At 64.2% G+C, this 25107-nt stretch carries 21 protein-coding genes; 14 read left to right on the plus strand and 7 right to left on the minus strand.

What is annotated here, in order from left to right; genetic code table 11:
* Positions 1 to 1400: 1400 nt before the first annotated feature.
* The gene (locus BUB23_RS23425; RefSeq protein ID WP_084136220.1) at positions 1401 to 2672 is read right to left on the minus strand and encodes a class I SAM-dependent methyltransferase; all 1272 of its coding nucleotides are present in this window, start codon (positions 2670 to 2672) and stop codon (positions 1401 to 1403) included.
* A 116-nt stretch (positions 2673 to 2788) separates the two neighbouring features.
* Between BUB23_RS23425 and BUB23_RS23430 the strand changes: the two genes are divergently transcribed.
* The 14 genes from BUB23_RS23430 (at position 2789) to BUB23_RS23495 (ending at position 17428) form a co-directional block, all read left to right on the plus strand.
* Positions 2789 to 3985, plus strand: a complete 1197-nt coding sequence (locus tag BUB23_RS23430) for a Bcr/CflA family multidrug efflux MFS transporter (protein ID WP_245801366.1) — start codon at positions 2789 to 2791, stop codon at positions 3983 to 3985.
* Positions 3986 to 4099: 114 nt separating this feature from the next.
* On the plus strand, positions 4100 to 4336 hold the full coding sequence (rpmB, locus tag BUB23_RS23435; RefSeq protein ID WP_073108873.1) for a 50S ribosomal protein L28: 237 nt from the start codon (positions 4100 to 4102) through the stop codon (positions 4334 to 4336).
* Positions 4337 to 4367: 31 nt separating this feature from the next.
* Entirely contained in the window at positions 4368 to 4535 is a 168-nt protein-coding gene (gene rpmG / locus BUB23_RS23440; protein WP_073108878.1) for a 50S ribosomal protein L33, read from the plus strand.
* A gap of 219 nt (positions 4536 to 4754) precedes the next feature.
* A complete protein-coding gene (gene leuS / locus BUB23_RS23445; protein WP_073108881.1) occupies positions 4755 to 7409 on the plus strand; it encodes a leucine--tRNA ligase in 2655 nt (884 codons plus the stop codon).
* Positions 7410 to 7417: 8 nt separating this feature from the next.
* A complete protein-coding gene (locus tag BUB23_RS23450) occupies positions 7418 to 8092 on the plus strand; it encodes an LPS-assembly lipoprotein LptE (protein ID WP_073108884.1) in 675 nt (224 codons plus the stop codon).
* A 4-nt stretch (positions 8093 to 8096) separates the two neighbouring features.
* On the plus strand, positions 8097 to 9161 hold the full coding sequence (holA, locus tag BUB23_RS23455) for a DNA polymerase III subunit delta (RefSeq protein WP_073108890.1): 1065 nt from the start codon (positions 8097 to 8099) through the stop codon (positions 9159 to 9161).
* 71 nt (positions 9162 to 9232) lie between these two features.
* Positions 9233 to 10531, plus strand: a complete 1299-nt coding sequence (locus BUB23_RS23460) for a glutamate-5-semialdehyde dehydrogenase (protein ID WP_073108897.1) — start codon at positions 9233 to 9235, stop codon at positions 10529 to 10531.
* A gap of 4 nt (positions 10532 to 10535) precedes the next feature.
* Entirely contained in the window at positions 10536 to 10952 is a 417-nt protein-coding gene (locus BUB23_RS23465) for a CopD family protein (RefSeq protein WP_073108900.1), read from the plus strand.
* A 12-nt stretch (positions 10953 to 10964) separates the two neighbouring features.
* Positions 10965 to 12446, plus strand: a complete 1482-nt coding sequence (locus tag BUB23_RS23470) for a THUMP domain-containing class I SAM-dependent RNA methyltransferase (RefSeq protein ID WP_073108904.1) — start codon at positions 10965 to 10967, stop codon at positions 12444 to 12446.
* Between the two features lie 123 nt (positions 12447 to 12569).
* Positions 12570 to 12755, plus strand: a complete 186-nt coding sequence (locus tag BUB23_RS23475; protein WP_073108909.1) for a hypothetical protein — start codon at positions 12570 to 12572, stop codon at positions 12753 to 12755.
* 134 nt (positions 12756 to 12889) lie between these two features.
* Positions 12890 to 13432 (plus strand): RDD family protein, encoded by a 543-nt coding sequence (locus tag BUB23_RS23480; protein WP_073108914.1) that lies wholly within the window; start codon positions 12890 to 12892, stop codon positions 13430 to 13432.
* 108 nt (positions 13433 to 13540) lie between these two features.
* A complete protein-coding gene (locus BUB23_RS23485; RefSeq protein ID WP_073108919.1) occupies positions 13541 to 15211 on the plus strand; it encodes an acetate--CoA ligase in 1671 nt (556 codons plus the stop codon).
* A gap of 64 nt (positions 15212 to 15275) precedes the next feature.
* Positions 15276 to 16199, plus strand: coding sequence for an Hsp33 family molecular chaperone HslO (gene hslO / locus BUB23_RS23490; protein WP_073108925.1), 924 nt, complete (start codon positions 15276 to 15278; stop codon positions 16197 to 16199).
* Between the two features lie 80 nt (positions 16200 to 16279).
* Positions 16280 to 17428 (plus strand): TadE/TadG family type IV pilus assembly protein, encoded by a 1149-nt coding sequence (locus BUB23_RS23495; protein ID WP_073108928.1) that lies wholly within the window; start codon positions 16280 to 16282, stop codon positions 17426 to 17428.
* Here the strand turns inward: BUB23_RS23495 and ftsB are convergent.
* The 6 genes from ftsB to BUB23_RS23525 form a co-directional block, all read right to left on the minus strand.
* On the minus strand, positions 17425 to 17751 hold the full coding sequence (gene ftsB / locus BUB23_RS23500) for a cell division protein FtsB (RefSeq protein WP_073108931.1): 327 nt from the start codon (positions 17749 to 17751) through the stop codon (positions 17425 to 17427). The genes BUB23_RS23495 and ftsB overlap by 4 nt on opposite strands.
* 42 nt (positions 17752 to 17793) lie before the next feature.
* Positions 17794 to 19080 carry a phosphopyruvate hydratase gene (gene eno / locus BUB23_RS23505; protein WP_073108933.1) on the minus strand — a complete coding sequence of 429 codons (1287 nt, stop codon included), beginning with the start codon at positions 19078 to 19080 and terminating at the stop codon, positions 17794 to 17796.
* 216 nt (positions 19081 to 19296) lie between these two features.
* The gene (locus BUB23_RS23510; protein ID WP_073108935.1) at positions 19297 to 19746 is read right to left on the minus strand and encodes a MarR family winged helix-turn-helix transcriptional regulator; all 450 of its coding nucleotides are present in this window, start codon (positions 19744 to 19746) and stop codon (positions 19297 to 19299) included.
* On the minus strand, positions 19743 to 21350 hold the full coding sequence (locus BUB23_RS23515) for an MFS transporter (protein ID WP_073108937.1): 1608 nt from the start codon (positions 21348 to 21350) through the stop codon (positions 19743 to 19745). The genes BUB23_RS23510 and BUB23_RS23515 overlap by 4 nt, the downstream gene beginning before the upstream one ends.
* Positions 21351 to 21488: 138 nt before the next feature.
* Positions 21489 to 23162: a CTP synthase gene (locus BUB23_RS23520; RefSeq protein WP_073108940.1), complete on the minus strand. Its 1674-nt coding sequence runs from the start codon at positions 23160 to 23162 to the stop codon at positions 21489 to 21491.
* Positions 23163 to 23265: 103 nt separating this feature from the next.
* The gene (locus BUB23_RS23525; protein WP_425439590.1) at positions 23266 to 25083 is read right to left on the minus strand and encodes an aminopeptidase P family protein; all 1818 of its coding nucleotides are present in this window, start codon (positions 25081 to 25083) and stop codon (positions 23266 to 23268) included.
* Between the last annotated feature and the right edge of the window lie 24 nt (positions 25084 to 25107).

The following is a 25107-nucleotide window of genomic DNA, read 5'->3' on the forward strand; positions in this document are numbered from 1 at the left end:
GCTGTTCTTTGCATGGCTGCTGTTCTTTGCGTGGTCGCTGTTCTTTGCATGGCTGCTGTTCTTTGCGTGGTCGCTGTTTTTAACACGCCGCTGTCGCGGTGGTGGAAGGTAGCGGTCCGCGTTGCCTGGTCCGCCGCCCAGCGCGGCGGACCCCGCCTCGCCTCGCTCGTCCGCGCCTGCGCGCTTCCTTCGCGGCCGGCTTGCTCGGCCCCGGACGGACCGCTACCTTCCACCACCGCGCCAACGACTGCATCCCAGGTTTTGTATCTCTGCTGGGGCGGGTCGGGTGCTTGGCATTCTTGCTAAGATTTTCGCTAGAAAGAAAGAGCTTGCACGCTCGCCCCGCGCGGGCCGCCAGCCGGCCCGCTTGGGCATAGGGGCTGATACGGCCTACGGTGCTGTCTAGTCTACGGTGTCATATGCGACGACATCAAACCCATCAATCTGGCAATTGGAATCGATAACAGTCACCCGACCTGCCTGCCCGGATGCCGAGCTCGATACCGGCGGCCGTCCAATAAACCCAATATCCAGGCGCCGTGGGCGGGAGGGGGTTGGGCGAAAGTTTGAGCAAGCCGCGCAGGCGGCCTGTTTCGTTCGGGGAGGCAAGCCCGCGCTTGTTTGAGAGCTTGCACGCTCGCCCCGCGCAGGCCGCCAGCCGGCCCGCTTGGGCATCGAGGCTGGTTCGGCCTACGGTGCTGTAGTCTACGGTGTCGTATGCGACGACATCAAACCCATCAACCTGGCAATCGACAACGGCCGCCCGACCTGCCAGCCCGAATGCCGAGCTCGATACCGGCGCCCGTCCAATAACCCGATTGCCAAGCCCGATACCGGCGCCCGTCCAATAAACCCAATATCCAGGCGCCGTGGGCGGGTGTGGGTTGGGCGAAAGTTTGAGCAAGCCGCGCAGGCGGCCTGTTTCCGGGAGGCAAGCCCGCGCTTGTCTGAGCGAGACGCTTACGGACAGCCGGGGGCTGTCCGTTTCGCGAGTTCGCGGGCGCCCGGAAACAGGTTGACTGCGCGGGCAGTCACGGGCGAAGCCCGGGACCGCAGCGATATTGAGCCCAACCCACACCCGCCCACGGCGACGGGTTTAGAACTAGAGACCCATACACCCCATGGCGCCGGGTTTAGAACAACATGATCCACACCCGCCCACGGCGACGGTTCAAGAACAACATGATCCACACCACCCACGGCAACGGGTCAAGAACAACATAACCCGCACTAGCCCATAGCGCCAGATCTCCGAAACGGTTTGGATACGAGGCATTTCTTTAGCTAGCTGCCGGCCAAAGAGCTGAAGAAACCACCAAATGAAGGGACCCCCGCACGCGCCTTGAGAACAACGGCATGCTCAAGAGGTGCAGCATGCTTGCCAAACCTACGACACACCGCTACGACACACCGCCCTTCTGGCCGTACATGTAATCGCGGCGCCAGGGGTAGGACAGGTCGGCGGGGTTGTCGAGCTCATCGTGGCGGCCGTTGGTCCGGGGCTGGGCCAGCACCTGGTGCAAAGCTATCCAGCCATGCTCGAAGCCCATGGCGCAGCCGGCCAGATACATGCGGTAGGCCCGCAAGGAACGTTCGCCCTGCTCGCCCTGCAGAATCTTGCGCGCCTCGGGCAGGCGCGCTTCCAGCGCATCGCTCCAGGCCCACAGCGTGCGGGCATAATGCGGGCGCAGGTTTTCGATATCGACGTCTTCCAGGCCGCCCTCGGTGAGCCGTTCCAGCACATGGCTGATGTGCGTGAGCTCGCCACCGGGAAATATGTATTTTTCGATGAACTCGCCCATGCCGGCGCCCAGTTCCGCGTTGTCCACGCCGCCCGCCGTGATGCCGTGGTTCAGCACCAGGCCGCCGGGGCGCACGAGGCGGCGCAATTTCGAGAAATAGGCTTCGAGCTGGGCGCGGCCGACATGCTCGAACATGCCCACCGAGGCGATTTTGTCGTAGGGCTGGGACTCATCGAGCTTGCGGTAATCAAGCAGTTCCATGCGCACCCGCCCGCCCAGGCCTTTTTCCTCGATGAGGCGGTTTACATAGGCGTGCTGGTTTTTCGAAAGGGTTATGCCGGTGGCGTCGACGCCGTAATGCTCGGCGGCCCACAGCAGCAGGCCGCCCCATCCGGCGCCGACATCCAGGAAGCGCTCGCCCGCCGACAGCCGCAATTTACGGCAAATGTGGTCCAGCTTGGCTTCCTGAGCCTGCGCGATCGACATGTCCGGGCTGCTGAAATACGCGCATGAATATACGCGCAGCGGGTCCAGCCACAAGGCGTAGAAATCGTCGGATAAATCGTAGTGGAACTGGATCTGGCGCGCATCGCGCTCGGGGGAATGGCGCCACACGGACAGCAGGCGCCGTATCAGTTCGGTCAGCCTGCCTATGCGGGCCGCTTCGATGGGAGAGCCCGGCAAAATGGATGCGGCCAGGTGCATCAGGTCCCGCATTGAGCCTTCGACGTCGAACTTGCCCTCGACGTAATCTTCCCCCAGCAAGCCCACCTGCCCGCCCACCAGGCTGGCCAGCGTCGAACGGTCTTTGATCATCAGGCAGACATCCGCATTGGGCGCCCCCAGCTTTTGCCCATCCGGCATGACCAAGCGCACCGGCACGGGCAGGGAAAGCAACTTATTTTCAACAACAGACAGAACCACGCTCAAGGCCGACTCCCTAGTTTGAAATTATCGTCAATGAAAATAGTGCCACATATCAGCCAAGAAGGAAATGCGCTTTAAGCACATGCTAAGATCAAAATTGATTCCCAACTTTTCGATACATGCCACCTGCTCCCAGTTCCCTTATCGTCATTCCCCGCTGGTTAATCTTGATGGGCCTGTTGACGGCGCTGGGGCCCCTCGCCATCGATATGTACCTGCCGGCGTTTCCGGCCATCGCCCAAGGCCTGGGGACGACGCCGGGGCACGTCGAGCGCACGCTGGCCAGTTATTTGTTCGGCCTGGCCATGGCGCAGCTGTTCTACGGTCCCTTCGCCGACCGCTACGGCCGCAAGAAGCCGCTGATAGCCGGCGTCTTCATCTTCATCGTGGCATCGATGGGCTGCGCCTTTACGGGCGACATCGAACACCTGACCTGGTGGCGCATCGCCCAGGCTTTCGGCGGCGCCGCCGGCATCGTCATACCGCGGGCCGTCATCCGCGACAATTTCGATACCCGCGATGCGTCCAAGGCGCTATCCATCCTGATGCTGGTCATGGGCGTGACCCCCATACTCGCGCCCATACTGGGCGGGCAGGTGCTGGCCTTCGGCAACTGGCGCGGGATTTTCGTCATCATGGCGGCCTGCGGCGCGGCGCTGCTGGCCGGCGTCGTGCTGACCATGAAGGAAACGCTGCATCCCGAGCGCGTCATTCCGCTGGGCCTGGACATCATCGGCCGCAACTACCTGGCCCTGCTGCGCCACAAGCGATTCATGTGCTATACGCTGGCCGGCGGCTTCGGCTCGGCGGGCATGTTCGCCTATATCGCCGGGTCGCCGCGCGTGTTCATTGAAGTGTTTGATGTCGACCCGCAGCACTTCGGCCTGTTGTTCGCCGTCAATGCCGCCGCGCTCATCGTGGCCGCCCAGGTCAGCGCCCGGCTGCTGAACCGGCACACGCCGCAGGCCCTGCTGAAAAAAGCCCAGATATCGCTGGTCACGATGACGCTGGCGGCATTGGCGCTGACGCTTGCGGGCGCAATTACGCTACTATTGCTGATGCTGTGCCTGGCCGGCTTCATGGCCAGCCAGGGCTTCGTCAACCCCAACGCGGCGGCGCTGGCCCTGTCCGAGCAAGGCAAACGCCTGGGCGTGGCCTCGGCCCTCATGGGGACCTTGCAAATGCTGTGCGGCGCGAGCGCAGGCCTGGCGATCAGCATCTGGCAAACGTCCTCGGCCTTGCCGCTTACAAGCATGCTGGCCGCCTGCGCCTGCCTGTCGTGGCTGTTCGGTCGCCTTGCGTTGAAAGCCACTTGATCTAAGTGCCGGTTTCGTATTAGAATATCAGGCTTTACAGATACACGGTCGTTGTCTTTTACCGCTTTTTTATGTTGCGGGGCCGAATCAAGCAAATTATCAAGGGGTATTACCATGGCACGCGTATGCCAAGTTACCGGCAAAGGCCCGATGGTGGGCAACAATGTTTCGCACGCGAACAATAAAACCAAGCGTCGCTTTCTACCTAACTTGCAATCGCGCCGTTTCTGGGTCGAGAGCGAAAACCGCTGGGTCCGCCTGCGTATTTCGGCCCACGCACTGCGCACGATCGACAAGAACGGCATCGATTCCGTGCTGGCCGATTTGCGTGCCCGCGGCGTGCGCGCTTAAGCCGCTCGCGATCTAACTTAAGGAGCTCAACATGGCAAAAGGTATACGCGAGAAGATCAAACTCGAATCCACCGCCGGCACCGGTCATTTCTACACGACCACCAAGAACAAACGCAACATGCCCGAGAAAATGCTGATCAAGAAATTCGATCCCGTTGCTCGCAAGCATGTCGACTACAAGGAAATGAAGCTCAAATAAAGCTGCGCCGGGGCGCGCACCTTGCGCCCGAACCGGCCAGGCCCGGCCGGACTCCCTGGCAAGCGCTGATTTATTTGGCTCCTTGTGAAAACCCCGCTACGGCGGGGTTTTTTCGTTTTGTTTTGTTTTGCCGCCGGGCCGCCACAAGGCAAAAAATCTCTTCGCGCCAGGCATCCTATAATGTACGGTTTGCGCAACCAATAACAAATACCGGATCTCATGCAGGAACGCTATAACCCCAACGCTGTCGAAAAAGCCTCCCATCAAAACTGGCAAGAGCGCGACGCGTATCGCGTCAGCGAAAACGCCGTGGCGGCCGACGGCACGCCCAAGCCCAAGTTCTATGCCTGCTCGATGCTGCCCTATCCCAGCGGCAAGCTGCATATGGGCCATGTGCGCAACTACACCATCAACGACATGATGACGCGCCAGTTGCGCATGCGCGGCTTCAACGTGCTGATGCCGATGGGCTGGGACGCGTTCGGCATGCCCGCCGAAAACGCCGCCATCAAGTCGCGCGTGCCGCCCGCCAAGTGGACGTACGACAACATCGCCTACATGAAAAAACAGATGCAGGCGATGGGGCTGGCGGTGGACTGGTCGCGCGAAATGTGCGCCTGCGATCCCAAATACTATAAGTGGAACCAGTGGCTTTTCCTGAAGATGCTGGAAAAAGGCATTGCCTACCGCAAGACCCAGGTCGTCAACTGGGATCCGGTGGACCAGACCGTGCTGGCCAATGAGCAAGTCATCGATGGCCGCGGCTGGCGCTCTGGCGCGCCGGTCGAAAAGCGCGAAATCCCCGGCTATTACCTGCGCATCACGGACTACGCCGAAGAATTGCTCGACAAGGTCAAGAACGGCCTGCCCGGCTGGCCCGAGCGCGTGCGCCTGATGCAGGAAAACTGGATAGGCAAGAGCGAGGGCGTGCGCTTTGCCTTCACGCACGACATCAAGGACCGGACGGGCGCGCTGATACAAGACGGCCGCCTGTATGTCTTCACGACGCGCGCCGACACCATCATGGGCGTCACGTTCTGCGCCGTGGCCCCCGAGCATCCGCTGGCCACGCATGCGGCGCAGGCCAATCCGGCGCTGGCGGCCTTCATCGAATCCTGCAAGCAAGGCGGGACCACCGAGGCCGAAATGGCCACGCGCGACAAAGAAGGCGTGCCCACCGGCCTGGCGGTCATCCATCCGCTTACCGGCGCATCCATCGAGGTCTGGGTCGGCAACTATGTGCTCATGACCTACGGCGACGGCGCCGTCATGGGCGTGCCGGCCCATGACGAGCGCGATTTCGCCTTTGCCAGGAAGTATTCGCTTCCCATCCGCGACGTCATTGCCGCCGACGGCAAAACCTTCTCGACCGAACAGTGGCAGGACTGGTACGGCGACAAGCAGCAAGGCCGTACAGTCAATTCGGGCAAGTACGATGGCCTGGCTCCGGCAGCCGCCGTCGACGCCGTCGCCGCCGACCTGATCGCAAAAGGCCTGGGCGAGAAGAAAATCACCTGGCGCCTGCGCGACTGGGGCATATCGCGCCAGCGGTATTGGGGCACGCCCATTCCCATCATCCACTGTCCGGATTGCGGCCCCGTGCCGGTGCCCGAAAAAGACCTGCCCGTCATACTGCCCGACGACCTGATCCCGGACGGCAGCGGCAACCCGCTGGCCAAGCATGAAGGGTTCCTGTCCTGCCATTGCCCCAAATGCGGCGTCCCGGCGCGGCGCGAAACCGACACCATGGACACCTTCGTGGACTCGTCCTGGTACTTCATGCGCTATACCTCGCCCGGCAATGACGACGCCATGGTCGACGCCCGCAACGACTACTGGATGCCCATGGACCAGTACATCGGCGGCATCGAGCACGCCGTGCTGCACCTGCTGTATGCGCGCTTCTGGACGCGCGTCATGCGCGACCTGGGCCTGGTCAAGTTCGACGAGCCTTTCACCCGCCTGCTGTGCCAGGGCATGGTGCTCAATCATATTTATTCGCGCAAGACCGAACAGGGCGCGGTCGAATACTTCTGGCCCGAAGAAGTGGAAAACATCCACGACGCCAAGGGCGTCATCATCGGCGCCAGGCGCATTTCGGACGGCGCGCCGGTGCAATACGGCGGCATAGGCACCATGTCCAAATCCAAGAACAATGGCGTCGACCCGCAGTCGCTGATCGACACCATGGGGGCCGACACCGCGCGCCTGTTCGTCATGTTCGCGAGCCCGCCGGAACAGACCCTGGAATGGTCGGACTCGGGAGTCGACGGCGCCCACCGCTATTTGCGCCGCCTGTGGGCCTTCTGCCACGGCCATCGCGCCGCCATACAAACCGCGCACGACGGCGGCGGCTGGGCGGGCGCCGACGAGGCCTCCAAGGCCCTGCGCCGGGAAATCCATGGCTTGCTGAAACAGGCCGATTACGACTACCAGCGCATCCAGTACAACACCGTGGTGTCGACCTGCATGAAAATGCTCAACACCCTGGAATCGGCGGCGCTTCCCGATAGCGCGATCGCGCATCGCGCGCTGGCTGAAACCACGTCCATACTGTTGCGCGTCCTGTATCCGGTAGTGCCGCACATCACCTGGCAGTTATGGCGGGACCTGGGCTTCGAGGGCTCCGGCGGCGATTTGCTGGACGCCTCCTGGCCCGCAGTGGACGAAACCGCATTGATCGCCGACGAGATCGAACTCGTGCTGCAGATCAACGGCAAGCTGCGCGGCGCGCTCAGGGTGGCGCATGGCGCGGCCAAGGACCAGATCGAGCAAATTGCGCTGGCGCACGATGCCACCGGCAAGTTCCTGGAAGGCCGTCCGCCGAAACGGGTTATTGTCGTACCCGGTAAACTCGTCAATATTGTCGGATAAAATCAGGCATGCACAGCCCCAAGCCCAAGCTCCCGCGCTCCACCTCGTTTACGCAACAGCGCCTGCGCGGGCTCGCCTGCGTGGCGCTTTGCCTGCTTCTGGCGGCTTGCGGCTTCAGGCTCAAGGGCGTATCGCCTTTGCCTTTCACCACGATATACACCAATATTCCCGACAACTCCGCCTTCGGGGCGAATATGCGCCGTGCCATCGTGGCCAGCTCGCCCCGCACGCGCTTCGTGTCCGAGCCGGCCGATGCCCAGGCCAGGCTGACCCAGCTGAGCAACAATCAGTCCCTGCGCGAACTCTCCATCGATGCCCAGGGCCGGGTCGAAGAATATGAACTGAACCTGGAATTCGTGTTCCAGCTGACCGACGCCCGGGGGCATCTGGTATTGCCGCCGACCACCCTGCGCGCCACGCGGGAAATTCCCTACGACGACACCATAGTCCAGGCCAAGCAAGGCGAAATCGGCACCATCTTCCAGGAAATGCAGCAATCCATGGTCGACCGGGTGGTCCGGCGCCTGGCCTCCCCCGATGTCGCCGAGGCATTCGCCGACGCGGAATCCCTGCCCGTGGACGAGAGTCCGGCCGGCGCCGCGCCCACGCCCCCTTCCCAGCCCATGCCGGGCGCCCCCCCCTGGGGCGGCCCGCGCATCGATTCGGGCGCCGGCGGGCCCTAGCGCCATGGGACGCCGCCAGGATGCCGACAGTCTTTTACATCAGCTGAAAAAGACCGCGCCGCCGCAGCTCGACAGCCTGTATATCGTATCGGGCGACGAGCCGCTGCTGGTCATCGAAACCATAGACGCGCTGCGCGCCGGCGCCTTGCGGGCCGGATACGGCGAGCGCATCAGCCTGATCATGGACGCGCGCAGCGACTGGTCGGCCGTCATCGGCGCCACGCAGAACGTATCCCTGTTCGGCGACCGCCGGCTGGTGGATGTGGCCATCCCCACGGGCAAGCCCGGCAAGACCGGCGGCGAGGCGCTGCTCAAGCTGTCCGCCATGGTGGAAAGCGGGGCGCTGGCCGACACCCTGGTGCTGGTCAACCTGCCCCGCCTGGACAAGGCCACGCGCAGCGCCAAATGGGCGCTCGGGCTGGCGCAGGCGGGCACTTGGGTGGAAATCGGCAATATCGGCCGGGCCGAATTGCCCCGCTGGATAGGCCAGCGCCTGGCGCGGCAGGAACAGCAACTGGATTCCGCCACGCTGGAATGGATGGCCGACAAAGTCGAAGGCAATCTGCTGGCCGCCTTCCAGGAGGTGCAGAAGCTGGGCCTGCTGTATCCCGCGGGCGCGATCAGCGCGACCGATGTGGAGCGCGCCGTCCTGAATGTCGCGCGCTACGATGTATTCGGCCTGCGCGATGCCATGCTGGCCGGCCAGCCCGCCAAGGCGCTGACCGTGCTGGCCGGCTTGCGCGCCGAGGGGGAGGCCCTGCCCCTGGTGCTTTGGGCGGTGGGCGAGGAAGTGCGCGTCCTGGCGCGGCTGGCCGCGGCCCAGTCCGGCGGGCAGGATTTGCAGGCCGAAATGCGCCGCCAGCGGGTCTTCGGCCCGCGCGAACATCTGCTGCGCCAGACCCTGAACCGCGTGCCCCCCCAAACCTGGCCGGCGGCCGTGCAGCATGCCCACGATATCGATAGACTGATCAAGGGGCTGAAAGTGCCCGGCCGCCTCAATGACCCGTGGGAAGAACTGGGGCGCCTGGCTTTGCGCATTGCCATCACCAGAAGCCCCTCCGCCCGCTAGCCTTGCGCCGGGCTCGCGGCGCAAGCCCCGAATGCTGGGATAATCCCGATAAGCCTAACTGTACCTTTGCCATGACACAACATACCGATTTCAGCACCACGCCCTCCGCCGCCGCTTCCGACGCCGGCGATATGACCGTCCTGGGCCGGCAGGCCCGCCAGGCCGCGCGCCTGATGCGCATTGCTTCCGGCCAGGCCAAGGCCGCCGCCCTGCGCGCCATGGCGCGGCGCCTGCAGGAACAGAAAGAGCAGCTCAAGGCGGTAAACGCCCAGGACCTGGCGCAAGCGCGCGCCAACCGGCTGGAGCCGGCCATGCTCGACCGCCTGACGCTGTCGGACAAAACCATAGCCTCCATGGCTGCCGGCCTGCTGCAGATCGCCGACATGCCCGACCCCATAGGCAGCCTGAGCGCGACCACCATACGCCCCAACGGCATGCGCGTCGCCCAGATGCGCGTGCCGCTGGGCGTCATCGGCATCATTTACGAGTCCCGGCCCAATGTCACGATAGACGCGGCCGCGCTCTGCCTGAAGTCCGGCAACGCCACCATATTGCGCGGCGGCAGCGAGGCCTTGCAATCCAATATCGCGCTGGGCGCCATCGTCCAGCATGGGCTGGCCGATGCCGGCCTGCCGGCCCATGCCGTGCAGGTGGTGGGCACGACCGACCGCGCCGCCGTGGGGCAATTGATCACCCTGACCGAATACATAGACGTGATCGTGCCGCGCGGCGGCAAAGGCCTGATCGCGCGGCTGGCCGCCGAAGCCAAGGTTCCCCTGATCAAGCACCTGGACGGCAACTGCCATGTATACCTGGACGCCGCCGCCGACCTGGACAAGGCTCACGATATCGCCGTGAACGCCAAAACCTATCGCTATGGCGTCTGCGGCGCGATGGAGACCCTGCTGGTCCATGCCGGCATCGCCGCGCTGATATTGCCGCGCCTGGCCAGGACCCTGGCGGACAAGGGCGTCGAACTGCGCGGCTGCGAACGGACCCGGGCCATAGTGCCGCAGGCGCTCGCCGCCACCGAGGAGGACTGGCGCACCGAATACCTGGGGCCGATACTGGCCATACGCGTCGTCGACAGCCTGGACGCCGCCATGGACCATATCGCCGCCTACAGCTCGGAACACACCGAATCCATCGTCACCGAGAACCTGCAGGCCGCCAACCGCTTCCAGCGCGAGGTGGATTCCAGCTCCGTCTACGTCAACCTGCCCACCTGCTTTGCCGACGGCTTCGAATACGGCCTGGGCGCCGAAATCGGCATATCCACCAATCGGCTGCACGCGCGCGGACCCGTGGGCCTCGATGGGCTCACCACCATGAAATGGGTGCTGGCCGGCGACGGCCAATTGCGCGGATAGGCCCATGCTCTGGATCAAGACTTTCCACATTCTGTTCGTCACCTCATGGTTCGCCGGGCTGTTCTACCTGCCGCGCATCTATGTCAACCTGGCGCAGCCCCAGGAGGCCGCCGCCACGGCATGCCTGCTGGGCATGGCGCGGCGCCTGTACCGCTTCATGACGCCGCTGGCCGCGCTGGCGCTGGCGCTCGGACTGTGGCTGTTCCTGGGCTATGGTATCGGCCGCGGCCAGGGCTGGATGCACGCCAAGCTGGCCGCGGTTGCGCTGCTGGTGGTCTACCACCTGGCCTGCGGGCGCATGCTGAAAAAATTCGAGCGAGGCACGAACCCGCATGGCCACCGGTTCTATCGGTGGTTTAATGAAATACCGGTTATTTTGCTGCTGATCGTTATTGCCCTGGTAGTAGCAAAACCCTTTTGAGCCTTTTGAACCATGACCGATGCCAAAACCGGCAAGACCCTTACCCTGAAGAAAAAAAGCGCCGCCGCAAGCGATAGCGCCAACGCCGATCGCCCCAAGCGCGCGGGCGCGCGGGCGCGCCAGGTCGCGCAGCTGGAACGCCAGCGCGAACAGCAGCGCAGCCTGCAGGCGCCCGCCGCAGAGGCTGCGCCGATGGCGCCACCGCCCGCGCGCCAGCCCGCCGCGGCGCGCAAGCGCCATCCAGGCGAGCCCGCGCCCGAGCCCGGCACGCGGCCGCAACCCGGCCACCTGCAGGACGCCGACGCCGCGCACTTCGGCGCGCGCCGCAGGCACGAGCCATCCCGGGCCGAGATATTCCCGGTTTTCACTCCCTGTCCCCAAGGGCTGGAAGACGCGCTGGCCGCCGAAATGCAGGCCCTGGGCTTTGAGGACGCCGAGCCGGCCCGCGCCGGCTGCCGCTTCCACACCGACTGGACCGGGATTCTTCGCGCCAACCTGTACTCGCGCCTGGCGACGCGGGTGCTGGTCGAGGTGGCGCACGGCCCGGCGCGCCACGAAGACGATATCCTGGACCTGGCCATGGATACGCCGTGGGAACGCTGGTTCGGCGCCGAACAGACGCTGCGCGTCGATACCTCGGCCATACGCAGCCCCATGCAGAGCCTGCAGTACTGCAATTTGCGCGCCAAGGACGGCATTTGCGACCGCCTGCGCGAGCGTGAAGGCGCGCGTCCGGACATCGACACGGTGCGCCCCGATGCGCGCGTCCATCTCTTCCTGGACGAGGACAGCGCCACCCTCTACCTGGACACCTCCGGCGAATCGCTGTTCAAGCGCGGCTGGCGCCTGGAAAAAGGCGAAGCTCCACTGCGCGAGAACCTGGCCGCCGGCCTGCTGGCCTTGTCCGGCTGGGATCCCGCGCAAGCCTTGATGGACCCTTTTTGCGGCAGCGGCACCATATTGATCGAAGGGGCGTGGATTGCGCTGGGCGTTCCGCCCGGCATCTGGCGCCCCTTCGGGTTCGAACGGCTGCGCGGCCACGACGCGCGCCACTGGCGCGATCTCAAGGACGAGGCGCGCTCGCACATCGCCACGCAGCTCGACAGCCCCATCGTCGGCTACGACCTCGATCCCGCGGCGATCGACGCCGCGAGGGCCAATCTGGAGCGGGCCTGGCTCACGCCGGATTCCATACGCTTCGAGATCGGCGACGCCCGTTCGGTTCCTCCTCCCGCGGAAACCGGCTGGCTGGTGACCAACCCGCCCTATGGCGAACGTCTGCCCAGCGAAGAAGACACCGGCCTATGGCGCGCATGGGCGCAGAACCTGAAGCAGAACTACAGCGGCTGGAATGTCAATATCATTTCCAATGACATGGATCTGCCGCGGGCGCTGCGCCTGAAGCCTTTGCGCCGCTACCCCCTGTACAACGGGGCGCTGGATTGCCGCCTGTTCAGCTTTGAAATGGTGGCGGCCGGCTATCGCGACAAATAAGGCGTTGCGCCGGCGCACCATTTTGCCGCGACGCAACATCATGGCTTGCTTGAGTCTAGGGTTAACCCTATAATAGGGTTAACCCTGAACGAAACGTTCATTTATCAAGCAAAGAGGCTAGCCATGATCAACGTAGGCAAAGATACCCGTTTGACCGACGAACTCGAACGTCAACTGATGATGCAGGCCATCGAAGACCAGTTCCGTTTCAAACCCCTCGTCTCCCTGAAGCATCTGTTTGCCCGGCTCGCTGCGTTGTTTTCGCACGACAAGGCTCGCGCGCACAGCACGGTCCATTCGGCAAGCTGAATCGACTATCCGTCCGCGGACGGATGCCACGCGCTTGCAGCGCGTATGCAAAAGCCGCCTTGGCGGCTTTTTTCTTGGGCAGCGGCATAATTGCGGGATAATAGCGGCCATCCGCAGCCTTATAGCTTCTTGCAATGCAACAAACCAATGCCACCTCCGCCATTTCACCCGGCACGGTTCCCAGCCGCCTGCGCCGCTTCGCCTGCATGATGTACGAGGCCGTGCTGCTCTTCGGCGTGATCTTCCTGGCCAGCTACCTGTTCGACACCCTGACGCAGAGCCGCGACGCGCTGATGCTGCGGCATGGCAGGCAGGCCATTGTTTTTGCCGCGATAGGCGTGTACTTCATCATGTGCTGGCGCAAGCGCGGCCAGACCCTGCCCATGAAGACCTGGAACATCCGCCTGGTGGATCGCGACGGAGCCAGCCCCAGCCTGGAGCGCCTGCTGCTGCGCTATGTACTGCTGTGGCCCCTGCCGCTGCTGGCGGCCATGCTGGTGCTGGGCGCGTCGCGGCTCACCGGCTACAGCTCCACGGACCTGCTCATTGTCTTCGCCCCTTTCAGCATCTTTATCTGGACCTGGTTCGACCCGCAGGGGCAGTTTCTGCACGATCGCCTATTGGGCACCCGCCTGGTCGATGTGCAGAAACCGCCACGTTCTCCGTATAAACCCTAGTGACCTCGGCTTTCTGATCCATAGGCATTGCACAGATCCTGCTTGTCGTTCATGCTTGCGCTTCAAGGAGCTTGCGCCTTCTGTATGCCTAGTTGAATCCAAAAGACAATGAACGACCAATACTCGGAGCTGTACCCGACTTACCAATGGTTTGTCCCCTCTCAATTCAACATCGCGCAGGCGTGCGTACACCGCTGGGCGGAAAACCCCCTCGAAGGCAGGCGCATCGCCATCTTCCATGAAAACGAACTGGGACAGCGCGAGGTCTGGACTTATTCGCGCCTGTCGGAAACCGCCAATCAGCTGGCAAATGGCTTGACGAAAATGGGCGTGCAGCCCGGGGACCGCGTGGCGCTGGTCATGGGGCAGCGCCCCGAAGCCGTGGCGTCGTACATGGCCATTTTCAGTGTCGGCGCGGTGGCCTTGCCGCTGTCTCCCCTATTTGGCCCCGATGGCCTGGCGGCGCGTCTGCGAGACGCGGATGCGCGCGTGGCCATTGTCGATTCCAGCACCGCTCCCGACCTGCTGCAGGCGCAAATCCAGTGCCCTGCGCTATCGCAGATCATCGCGCTGGAATTCCAGCACGAAGCCACCATACCCTGGCGCTCGCTGCTGGCGCGCCAGACCACTGTTTTCAAGACCCTTGCGACCAAATCCGGCAGCCCCGCCCTATTGCTCTACACGTCGGGCACGACCGGCGCGCCCAAAGGCGCCCTGCTGACCCATAGCGCGCTCATAGGCAATCTGCCCGGCTTCGTCGCGTCGCAAAACTGGTTTCCGCAGAAGTCGGACGTGTTCTGGACGCCGGCCGACTGGGCCTGGACCGGCGGCCTGATGGGCGCCTTGCTGCCCACGCTGTACTTCGGCCACGCCATCGTCGGGACGCTGGGGCGCTTCTCGGCCACCCGCGCCCTGGAAATCATGGAGCGCTATCGGGTCACGAACGCCTTTCTGCCGCCCACCGCGCTCAAGCTGATCATGCAGGAAGTGCCCGCGCCGCGCGAGCATTACCAGCTGGCGCTGCGGGCCATCGCGGCGGGCGGCGAAAGCCTGGGGCCCCCGATATTCGAGTGGTGCCATGCGGCGCTGGGGGTGGCGCCCAACGAAATGTTCGGGCAGGCCGAAATGAACTACCTCATAGGCAACAGCCATAAATGGCCGGTCCGGCCGGGCAGCATGGGGCGGCCTTATCCCGGCCACCAGGTCGCTGTGCTCGACGCGCGCGGCAAGCCTTGCGCCGTCGGCGCCGTCGGCGAAATCGCCCTGAACCGCTACGATATCCACGGCCATCCCGATCCCATCCTGTTCCTGGGCTATTGGCGCAACGACGCCGCCACGCAAAGCAAATTCACGGGCGACTGGTGCCTGAGCGGCGACCTGGCCTCGGTCGACCAGGACGGCTATTACTGGTACGCAGGCCGGGCCGACGACGTGTTCAAGAGCTCCGGCCACCGCATAGGCCCGGGCGAGATCGAGGATTGCCTGCTGCGCCACCCGGCCGTCGCCAATGCGGCGGTGGTTCCCAAGCCCGACAGCACGCGCGGCGCGCTGATCAAGGCATATGTGATACTCAGCAGCGGCGCGCGCGAACGCGACGCGCAAGCGCTGCAGAAAGAACTGCAGGAACACGTCAAGTCCCGCCTCGCCTCCTACCAGATGCCGCGCGAAATCGAATTCGTCGACAGCCTGCCCCTGACCAGCACCGGAAAAATCCGCCGCCATGTATTGCGCGCGCGCGAACAACAGCGCAGCGCCATCCCCGCCAAAGCCGCCAAATAAAAAACAGAAAGCGCCAGAACGGCGCTGGCAGGGCAAAGCCGGCTTATGGGCTAGAATTTAGCCTATGACAGATCAACTCAAAAAGTATTTATTGCCGGATCACAGCACCCGGCTGCAAGCCGTCAAGCTGACGTCCGCCTGGCAGGCGGGCCTGGTCCACCAGCACTATCCCGAATGCGTGCAGCGCTTGCTGGGCGAACTGGTGTCGGCGGCCGTCTTGCTGGCCACCAATATCAAGTTCGACGGCTCCCTGGTGCTGCAGCTGCAGGGCGACGGCCCCATCGCGCTGGTGGTGGTCGAATGCACGGCCGACCTTGCCATACGCGCCACGGTAACCCTGCGCGAAGGCCACGACATACCGGCCGACGGCACGCTGCAGTCCCTGCTCAATGCCCATGGCAAGGGACGCTTCGTCGTCGTGCTCGATCCCAACCGCGACACCACCGACCTCGAACCCTATCAAGGCATCGTTCCCCTGGAAGGCGACTCGGTGGCCCAGGTGCTGGAATTGTATATGCGCAATTCGGAACAGCTGGACACCCGCATATGGCTTGCGTCCGACGCGGAAAATTCCGCCGGCCTGCTCCTGCAGCGGCTGCCGGACCATGGCGGCACGACCGACGAGGACCATGAATCGCGCGATGAAACCTGGACGCGGGTCCGCCATCTGGCCGCCACCGTCAAATACGGGGAACTCCTTGAGCTGGACAGCGATACCCTCATCCATCGCCTGTTCTGGGAAGAGGACCTGATCGCCTTCGAGCCGCAGCAAGTGCGCTGGCATTGCCCTTGCACCCGCGAGCGGGTGGCCAATATGCTGCGCATGCTGGGCCGCGAAGAGATCGAAGACATTCTCAGCGAACGCGAAAAAATCGATATTTCCTGCAATTTCTGCGGCAAGCCCTATCAATTCGACGCCATCGATTGCGCCGGCCTCTTCCTGGACAATCTGGACACGGCCCACAGCGATCACAAATCGGTCCATTGACCGCGGCGCGCCCGCAAGGGCGGGCCGCCTAGGCACTATCCACAATCGACGCGCCAGCCAGGCATGGGCACACTGGCCGCATGTTTCGATCCCTTCCCTTTCCCGTCAAGGCATCCGGCCGGCGCCGCCTCGTTCGCGCGCCTGGCCGCTGCGGCGCGCCCGCCGGCGGGGGCCGCGGCGCGCCGAATCCGCCAGCGCGCACATTCCACAGAACGGCCCAATCGGGCACCGGCATGGTCGAATTGTCCGTCGCCGCCATACCGCTGCTGCTGCTCGGGCTGGGCAGCATCGAGGCCGCCCAGTGGTTCTTCGCCAAACAGGCCGCCAGCCTGGCGCTGCTCGAGGCCGGCCGCGCCGCCATCACCGCGCATGCCAGGCCGGAAGTCATTGAAACGGCGTTCGAGCAGGCGCTGACGCCGCTGTTTGCCGCCGGCCAGGGCGGCGGCGCCCGGCAGCGCCTGGCCAGGGCGCTGGAGCAGCGCAGCCAGGCCACCGGCGCCGCGCCCTGGCGCATCGAAGTCCTTTCCCCGCCCGCGCAGGCCTTTCTCGATTTTTCCGACCCTACGCTGGCCATTGCGCGCGCAACGGGGCTGGCCGCCATCAACAACAACTACCTGGCCGAACAGGATCAACGCCTGCGCGAAGGCCCGGGCGGCGGCCTGGGCGCGCAATCCGGGCTCTCCATCCTGCAGGCCAATACGCTGGTGTTGCGCCTGACCTACCTGCACGAGCCGGTGCTGCCGGGAATGAAAGGCCTGATGCGCCTGCTGGGCGCCGGGGGCGGGTCCTATGGCAGGCAGGCGATGGCGCGCGGCGGATACCTCCCCGTCATGCAGGAAATCGCGCTGGTCATGCAGTCGCACCCCGTGAATTGGCCTTTGCCCGCGGCCGGCAAGGTAGTCGGCCCCCAGGCGGCGCCCGGCGCCCCGCCGTTGCCGGCGGCAAGCTGCCAGGGCCTTTGGTGCGCGGGCCGGCGTCCGGCGGGCATCCCGCCCGGCGCGGCGGCGCCGGCTGCCGCGACGCCGGAGCCAGCAGTTCAGGATGCGGCATGGCCGGATGCCGACCCAGGCGGGCTCCTGCCGCCGTGGCCGCCCGCCGCCGCGCAGGAAGGCGGGCCGCCCGGGGCGCCGATGGCGGGCGGTGACGCCGATGCCGCCGGCTCCGGCATGCCTGGCGCGACGCCCGAGGGCGCGGCTTGCCCGGCCGCGTCCTGCTGCCCGCCGGCCTAATTGCCTTTTTTCTTGGATATTTGCGGAGTCTTGATTTCCGGCTCGCGCTCATGCGGGGCGAGTATCTGCACAAAGATCTCGCCGTCCTTGATCATCCCCAATTCAGCGCGCGCGCGCTCTTCCACGGCCGCCTTGCCGGATTTCAGATCCTGCACCTCGGCTTGCAGCGCATTATTGCGGGCGATCAGCGCTTCGTTGGTTTCCTGCTGGCTGCTGGCTTTCCGTTCCAGCTCCTGCACCCGCAGCCACCCGCCCTTGCCCCACCAAAGCGGATACTGGGTGATGGCTGTCAGCAGGGCCAGGATGATGAATAGCAGTCGCATGTTTTACGCAAAAAGCCGGCCGAGCGGCCGGCTGGATTGGGCTTAGCGCAAGTTGTAGAAAGCGTCGCGGCCCGGGTAGGATGCTACCTCGGCGAGTTCTTCTTCGATGCGCAGCAACTGATTGTATTTGGCCATGCGGTCCGAACGCGACAGCGAGCCGGTCTTGATCTGCATGGCATTGGTGGCCACCGCGATATCGGCTATCGTCGTGTCTTCGGTTTCGCCCGAACGATGCGAGATGACGGCCGTGTAGCCCGCCCGCTTGGCCATTTCGATGGCGGCGAAGGTTTCGGTCAGGGTGCCGATCTGGTTGATCTTGATCAGGATGGAATTGGCGATGCCCTGGTCTATGCCCTGCTTGAGGATCTTGGTGTTGGTGACGAAAAGGTCATCGCCCACCAACTGGACCCGCTTGCCCAACTGGTCGGAAAGCACTTTCCAGCCTTCCCAATCGTTTTCGGCCATGCCGTCCTCGATGGAGATGATAGGGTATTTGTCGCACCACGTCGCCAGCAGATTGGCGAAGTCCTGGGAAGTCAGGGCAATGCCGCCTTCGCCCGCCAAATGGTACTTGCCGTCGCGGTAGAACTCGGAGCTGGCGCAATCCAGGCCCAGGGCGACTTGCGACCCGGCCTCGTAGCCGGCTTCGGCTATGGCCTGCAAGATAAGCTGGATGGCCGCTTCATGGTTGGCCACGTTGGGCGCGAAGCCGCCTTCGTCGCCCACCGCCGTGGACATGCCCTGCTTGTTCAGCAGCTTTTTAAGGGCGTGGAAGATTTCCGCGCCCATGCGCAGCGATTCGCGGAAGCTGGTGGCGCCGATGGGCAGGATCATGAATTCCTGCAGGTCGAGCGTATTGTTGGCATGCGCGCCGCCATTGATGACGTTCATCATGGGCACCGGCATGGACATCGGGCCGCTGCCGCCGAAATACCGGTACAGCGACAAGCCGGAATCGTCGGCCGCGGCGCGGGCCACGGCCATGCTGGCCGCCAGGATGGCGTTGGCGCCCAGGCGGCTCTTGGATTCGGTGCCGTCCAGGTCGATAAGAGTGCGATCGAGGAAAGTCTGTTCCTGGGCGTCCAGGCCCATGAGCGCTTCGGAAATCTCGGTGTTCAGGTTTTCCACGGCGCGCAGCACGCCTTTGCCCAGGTAGCGCGCGGCGTCGCCGTCGCGCAGCTCGATGGCTTCGCGCGAGCCGGTGGAGGCGCCCGAAGGTACAGCCGCACGACCCATGGCGCCCGACTCCAGCAACACATCGCACTCGACGGTCGGGTTGCCGCGCGAGTCCAGAATTTCGCGTCCGATGATATCTACGATTGCACTCATAATATTGACTGTCCTGCCTGAATGTAAGGTTACGCTGGAAGTTTGCCTGAAGGCCCGCGCGCTTGCCGGCCGGGGCAGCGGCAGCAGGCGCGAACGACCGATTGTACCCGGGCTGCGCCTTGCAAGGCTTACCCTGAGTTTAAAAGATTAGAAATTTTATTATCTGTCACGCTACACAATGCTACGCCGGCCCGCGCGGCGCCATGCGCGGCGGGCTTATCGATCGGGCCGGGCGGGGCTGGCGGCCTCCTGCCGCAAGCGCTGTTCGAGCACGCTCAGCATCGTGCCCAGCGCCTGCATGTCCCGCGGCGACAAATCGCCCAGCGCCCTTTCGATGAAGGCCGTGCGCCGCGGCAGGGTCTGTTCGACCACCTTCCTGCCCTGCGCCGTCAGGGCCACATTGGTCAGCCGGTTGTCGCTCGCGTCGTTGTGGCGTTCGACCCAGCCTTTATTCTCGATGACCTGGATCTGGCGCGTAAGGGCGGCGGGGTCCATGCGCAAGGCGAGCGCAAGCTGCTTCTGGGAAGCCTCCCCGGACTCATGCAAATGCAGCAATATGCGCCAGCGCGGCATGGACTGGCCGATATTGGCTTCGAAGGCCGACATCAGGGCGCGATAGGTGCGGCCCAGTTGCTGCATGACCTGCAACTGCGGGTTATCGCTCATGGCTGCTCCCCGCTGCCGGGTCCCACGGTCGCCACCGTGCGCGACAGGCGTATCACGGGCACGCGGCAGACCCATGCGAAAGCCAGCACGGCCATCAGCAAGGTCACGATCAGGCCCAGGTGAACGGCCGACACCAGCGCGGCCCTTGCGGTTTCTATGAAGGCATCGCCCTGCAGGCTCAGGCGCTGCAGGTGCGCCATGAAATCGCTCTGCACCGACTGGCTCACCAGCACTTGCGGATCCTCCAGCAAGGAAAGCCAGGGCGCGCCCCGGGCTTCGGGCAGCGATAGCCGCACGATACTGACATAGTAATGAGTCACCAGCGTTCCTATGACGGCCATGCCCAGCATGCCGCCTATCATGCGCACCGACTGCAGCAGCGCCGTGGAAATCCCCAGCAAGGCGCGGCCGGCGCTTTCCTGGGCGAATACCGTCAGATTGGGCATGACGAAGCCCAGGCCGGTGCCCGCCATCATCATGTATATGACCACCATCCAGCGTGATGTCGCCTTGCCGGAGAAAACCAGGCCCAGGCAAGCCAGCACCATAAGCCCGAAGCCCAGGTAAAGAATGTGATTGGGTGTATTCAGGCGCACCACGATGCGGCTGTTGGCGACGCTGCCTACGGTGATGAAGACCACCAGCGGGGTGATCAGCAAGCCCACTTCCTGGGGCGTCAGGCCAAAGCCGCCCTGCAGCAGCAAGGGCAGGTAGAACAGTAGGACGAACATGATGAAGCCGGTGAAGAGCGACAGGCAGAACAGGGCCGCCAGGCTTTTATTGCGGAACATTTCCAGCGGCAGCAAGGGTTCGGGGCAGCGCTTTTCCCAGAAGACCAGGGCGAAGAAGGCGGCCACCGCCAGCGCGCCCAGCAGCACCATGTAGAAGCTGGCGCCATGCACCGGCAGTAATTCCACGAAGACCTGCAGGCTGCCCAGCCCCAATGCGATGAGTACGGCGCCCTGCCAGTGGAGCCGGATCTTGCCGCGCTGGATTTGCCGTATATGGGGCAGGAAGCGCCAGACAAAATACAGGCTGATCGCGCCTATGGGCAGGTTGACATAGAAAACCGAGCGCCATCCCGCGTACTGGGTGAGGAATCCTCCCAGCGAGGGGCCAAAAGCATTGGCGATGCCGAAGGCCGCGGTCATCAGCACCTGCCAGCGCAGACGCACATGGGTGTCGGTGAACAAGTCCGGAACGCAGGCAAAGGCGGTGCCGACCAGCATGCCCCCGCCTATGCCCTGCAGCGCGCGCGCCAGGACCAGTTGCAGCATGGTGTCGGCCATGCCGCACAGGGCGGAGGCAAGGGTGAACACGACGATGGAGGCGACAACGAAAGGCTTGCGGCCGTAATAGTCGCCCAGACGGCCGAATATCGGGATGGTGATGACGGAGGTGAGCAGGTAGGAAGTGGCCACCCAGGCGTAGAGCTCGAACCCGTTGAGTTCGGCGACGATGGTGGGAAGAGCCGTTCCGACCACGGTCTGGTCGACGGCGACCAGCATGGTGACGAAGCATAATCCCAGCATGGCGAGCAGCGACTGCCGCACCGACAGGATGCGGCCGGTGCCCGAGGGTTGCGGAGTGGGCTGCGGAGACATTAAAACCTTTGATCTATCAATGATTGATAAGTCAATAATTTTAACGGAGGAATCGGCGAAAGCGCAAGCGGCGGCCATGCCGGGAATTTGCGGCACGCGGCGAAGCCGCCGCGTGCTCGGCCGCAAGCGGCCGTGCGCCTACAAGGCCTGGGCGGCGCTTTCGGCGCCCGCCTCGCGGCGCGCCTGGTAATCGATGGCCGCCTGGATGTAGCTGGAGAACAGCGGGTGGCCATCGCGCGGCGTGGAGGTGAATTCCGGATGGAACTGCACGCCCATGAACCACGGGTGAGCGGGCAGCTCCATGATTTCGGGCAGGTTTTCCGTCGGCGTGCGGGCGCTGATGACCATGCCGGCCTCTTCCAGGCGCGGCACGTACACGTTGTTGACTTCGTAGCGATGGCGATGGCGTTCATTGACCTCGCTGCCGTAGATGTCGTGAGCGCGCGTGCCGGGCTTGACCGGACAGCGCTGCGCGCCCTTGCGCATCGTGCCGCCGAGGTCCGAGGTCGTATCGCGCTTTTCGATCTTGCCTTCGCGATCCTGCCATTCGGTAATCAGGGCCACTACCGGATGCGGCGCGGAAGGATCGAATTCGGTGCTATTGGCGCCGCCGAAGCCCGCCACATCGCGGGCGAATTCGACCACGGCCAGCTGCATGCCCAGGCAGATGCCCAAGTAGGGCACGCCGTTTTCGCGGGCATAGCGTATGGCCTTGATTTTCCCTTCGGTGCCGCGCTTGCCGAAACCGCCGGGCACCAGGATCGCGTCCAGGTCCTTGAGGCAGTCGGTGCCCTCGGCTTCGATGACTTCCGAATCCAGGTATTCGATCGACACGCGCGAATGGGTATGAATGCCGGCGTGCACCAGCGCCTCGCTGAGCGATTTATACGATTCCGTCAGGTCCACATACTTGCCCACCATGCCGATGCGCACTTCATGCTTGGGATGCTCGATGGCATCCACCAGGCGGTCCCATATGGTCAGGTCGGCGGGCGGCGGGGTAAGCGCCAGCGCATCGCACACCAGGTTGTCCAGGCCCTGCTTGTGCAGCATGGCAGGAATTTTATAGATGGAATCCGAATCCCAGACCGAGATCACGGCATCCAGGGGCACGTTCGAAAACAGCGAAATCTTGGCGCGCTCGTCGTCGGGAACCGGGCGATCGGCGCGGCACAGCAAGGCATTGGGATAAATACCGATCTCGCGCAGCTTCTGCACGGAATGCTGGGTGGGCTTGGTCTTGAGTTCGCCGGCCGAAGCAATGAACGGAACCAAGGTCAGATGGATGAACGCCGCGTTATTGCGCCCCAGGCGCAGGCTCATCTGGCGCACGGCCTCGAGGAAAGGCAGGGACTCGATATCGCCCACGGTGCCGCCGATTTCCACAATGGCGACATCGGCCGCGCCATCCCAGGCCGCCTTGGCGCCGCGCGCCACGAAGTCCTGGATTTCGTTGGTGATGTGGGGAATGACCTGCACGGTCTTGCCCAGGTAGTCGCCGCGCCGCTCTTTGCGCAGCACGGATTCGTAGATCTGGCCGGTCGTGAAGTTGTTGACCTTGCGCATGCGCGTGGAGATGAAGCGCTCGTAGTGGCCCAGGTCCAGATCGGTTTCGGCGCCGTCTTCGGTGACGAAGACTTCCCCATGCTGAAAGGGGCTCATGGTGCCGGGATCGACATTGATATATGGGTCGAGCTTGAGCATGGTGACGCGCAAGCCTCGCGATTCAAGAATTGCCGCCAGGGACGCTGCGGCAATGCCCTTACCCAGGGAGGAGACGACTCCACCTGTGACAAATACGTATTTGGTCATCGTAATACATGCCCGGTGTGGCCGGGCAGGAGCGGGAAATTTGGATTATAGCAGTCGCCCCGCCCCCGCCCGCCAGTCCTGGACGGCGATACCGATGTTTTGTTCAGATTTGCGCTGTGCGCTCCAGCAGCCATTCGCGGGCCGGGCCGTCGACCAGGGGCAGCAGGCGGCGGCGCACCTCGCCGTGGTAGTCGTTCAGCCACGCGCGCTCGGCTTCGGCCAGCAGCCCAGGCTCGATGCAGCGGGTATCGATCGGGCACAAGGTCAGCGTTTCGAACTTCAGGAACTCGCCGAATTCGGTCTCGGCCGCGGGAACGGCAAGCACCAGGTTCTCTATGCGTATGCCCCACGAGCCCGGGCGATACAGCCCCGGCTCGTTCGAGGTGATCATGCCCGGCTGCATGGCCATGTCCGCGTTGACATTGGCCCGGTAGGCTATCGACTGCGGACCTTCATGCACATTCAGGAAATAGCCCACCCCGTGGCCGGTGCCATGGCCGTAGTCGGCGCCGGTCTGCCAGATGGGCATGCGCGCTATCGTATCCAGCAGCGGCGACAGCGTGCCGCGCGGGAATACCGCCAGCGACAAGGCTATCATTCCCTTGAGCACCGCCGTGTAGTCGCGTTTCTGCGCGGTGCTGGCCTGCCCTACCGGCACGACGCGCGTGATGTCGGTCGTTCCGCCCAGATACTGGCCGCCCGAGTCTATCAGCAGCAGGCCGTCGCCCTCGATCACGGCGTGCGAGGCTTCGGTGGCGTGGTAATGCGGCATCGCGCCATTGGCGTTGAAGGCGGCGATGGTGCCGAAGCTGGGCGTCACGAAATTGGGGCGGCGGCTGCGCGCCTCGGTGATTTTTTCGTCTATGGTGAGCTCGGTGATGCGCTGCGCGCCCTGCGCCGCTTCGAACCACGCGAAGAATTCGCACAATGCCGCGCCGTCCTGTTCCATGCTGCGGCGCACGTGATCCGCTTCGGCGGCGTTCTTGCGCGACTTGAACAGTTGCGAGGGATTGAGCGCTTCCACCTTGCCGACGTAAGCCGCTGCCGCCAGGACACCCACAGTGCTGCGGGCCGGATCGAACAGCAGGGTTTCCTTTTCACCGAGGCTGGCCAGGGCGCCGGCGGCGCCATCGTAGGGTTCGATGCCGACGCCGTCCTGGCGCAGGATATCGGCCAGGCCGGCGTCGATTTTCCCCGGCGCGACGAACAGGCGCGCGCTATCCTTGCCTATCAGCGCGTGCGCCAGGAAAACCGGATTGTAGGAAACATCATTGCCGCGCAAATTGAACAGCCAGGCGATGTCGTCGAGCGACGATATCCAGTGCCAGTCGGCCTTGCGTTCGGCCATTGCGGCCCGCAGGGCCGCCAGGTTGGCGGCGCGCGAGCGGCAGGCAAAAGGCGGCAGGTGCTCGTACACCGTGCCTCGCGGCAGGCCGGGACGCTCCGGCCAGATGCCGTCGAGCAGATCGAGGTCGCACGCCAGCCTGATGCCCTGGTCCGCGAAAGCCGCCAGCCATTGCCGCTGCGCCTGGACGGCCAGCACCTGGCCGTCCAGGCCCACGCGCGCGCCGCGCGGCAGCGTGGCGGCCAGCCATTGCGCCGGGCCGGGCACGTCGGCGGCGCCCGCGCGCATGGTCTGTATGCCCGTGCCCGCCAGGTCGTGGTCGGCCTGCTCCCAGTAGCGGCTATCCGTCCACAGCCCCGCGAAGCCGGCCGTCACCACCAGGGTGCCCGCCGACCCGTCGAAACCGCTAAGCCATTGCCTGCCCTGCCAGTGTTCCGGCAGATATTCGGACAGATGGGGATCGGCCGACAGCACCACCCAGGCGTCCACCTTGCGCGCCAGCATGGCGGCCTGCAGGGCCTGGATGCGTTCGGCATGGACGCGGGAGCGATGTTCAGCGCTGACTGGGAGATTCACGATATTCCTTTAATCGGGGCGGCG

Source organism: Pollutimonas bauzanensis, from assembly GCF_900129885.1.
GTDB lineage: Bacteria > Pseudomonadota > Gammaproteobacteria > Burkholderiales > Burkholderiaceae_B > Pollutimonas > Pollutimonas bauzanensis.

What these genes read in the sequence shown, in the direction of transcription:
- BUB23_RS23430 (WP_245801366.1), top strand. Translation starts at nt 2,789, where the DNA reads ATGCCACCTGCTCCCAGTTCCCTTATCGTCATTCCCCGCTGGTTAATC.
- BUB23_RS23495 (WP_073108928.1), top strand. Translation starts at nt 16,280, where the DNA reads ATGTTTCGATCCCTTCCCTTTCCCGTCAAGGCATCCGGCCGGCGCCGC.
- rpmB (WP_073108873.1), top strand. Translation starts at nt 4,100, where the DNA reads ATGGCACGCGTATGCCAAGTTACCGGCAAAGGCCCGATGGTGGGCAAC.
- eno (WP_073108933.1), bottom strand. Translation starts at nt 19,080, where the DNA reads ATGAGTGCAATCGTAGATATCATCGGACGCGAAATTCTGGACTCGCGC.
- BUB23_RS23480 (WP_073108914.1), top strand. Translation starts at nt 12,890, where the DNA reads ATGCAACAAACCAATGCCACCTCCGCCATTTCACCCGGCACGGTTCCC.
- BUB23_RS23510 (WP_073108935.1), bottom strand. Translation starts at nt 19,746, where the DNA reads ATGAGCGATAACCCGCAGTTGCAGGTCATGCAGCAACTGGGCCGCACC.
- holA (WP_073108890.1), top strand. Translation starts at nt 8,097, where the DNA reads ATGGGACGCCGCCAGGATGCCGACAGTCTTTTACATCAGCTGAAAAAG.
- leuS (WP_073108881.1), top strand. Translation starts at nt 4,755, where the DNA reads ATGCAGGAACGCTATAACCCCAACGCTGTCGAAAAAGCCTCCCATCAA.
- BUB23_RS23450 (WP_073108884.1), top strand. Translation starts at nt 7,418, where the DNA reads ATGCACAGCCCCAAGCCCAAGCTCCCGCGCTCCACCTCGTTTACGCAA.
- BUB23_RS23470 (WP_073108904.1), top strand. Translation starts at nt 10,965, where the DNA reads ATGACCGATGCCAAAACCGGCAAGACCCTTACCCTGAAGAAAAAAAGC.
- BUB23_RS23475 (WP_073108909.1), top strand. Translation starts at nt 12,570, where the DNA reads ATGATCAACGTAGGCAAAGATACCCGTTTGACCGACGAACTCGAACGT.
- rpmG (WP_073108878.1), top strand. Translation starts at nt 4,368, where the DNA reads ATGGCAAAAGGTATACGCGAGAAGATCAAACTCGAATCCACCGCCGGC.
- BUB23_RS23515 (WP_073108937.1), bottom strand. Translation starts at nt 21,350, where the DNA reads ATGTCTCCGCAGCCCACTCCGCAACCCTCGGGCACCGGCCGCATCCTG.
- ftsB (WP_073108931.1), bottom strand. Translation starts at nt 17,751, where the DNA reads ATGCGACTGCTATTCATCATCCTGGCCCTGCTGACAGCCATCACCCAG.
- BUB23_RS23460 (WP_073108897.1), top strand. Translation starts at nt 9,233, where the DNA reads ATGACACAACATACCGATTTCAGCACCACGCCCTCCGCCGCCGCTTCC.
- hslO (WP_073108925.1), top strand. Translation starts at nt 15,276, where the DNA reads ATGACAGATCAACTCAAAAAGTATTTATTGCCGGATCACAGCACCCGG.
- BUB23_RS23520 (WP_073108940.1), bottom strand. Translation starts at nt 23,162, where the DNA reads ATGACCAAATACGTATTTGTCACAGGTGGAGTCGTCTCCTCCCTGGGT.
- BUB23_RS23485 (WP_073108919.1), top strand. Translation starts at nt 13,541, where the DNA reads ATGAACGACCAATACTCGGAGCTGTACCCGACTTACCAATGGTTTGTC.
- BUB23_RS23465 (WP_073108900.1), top strand. Translation starts at nt 10,536, where the DNA reads ATGCTCTGGATCAAGACTTTCCACATTCTGTTCGTCACCTCATGGTTC.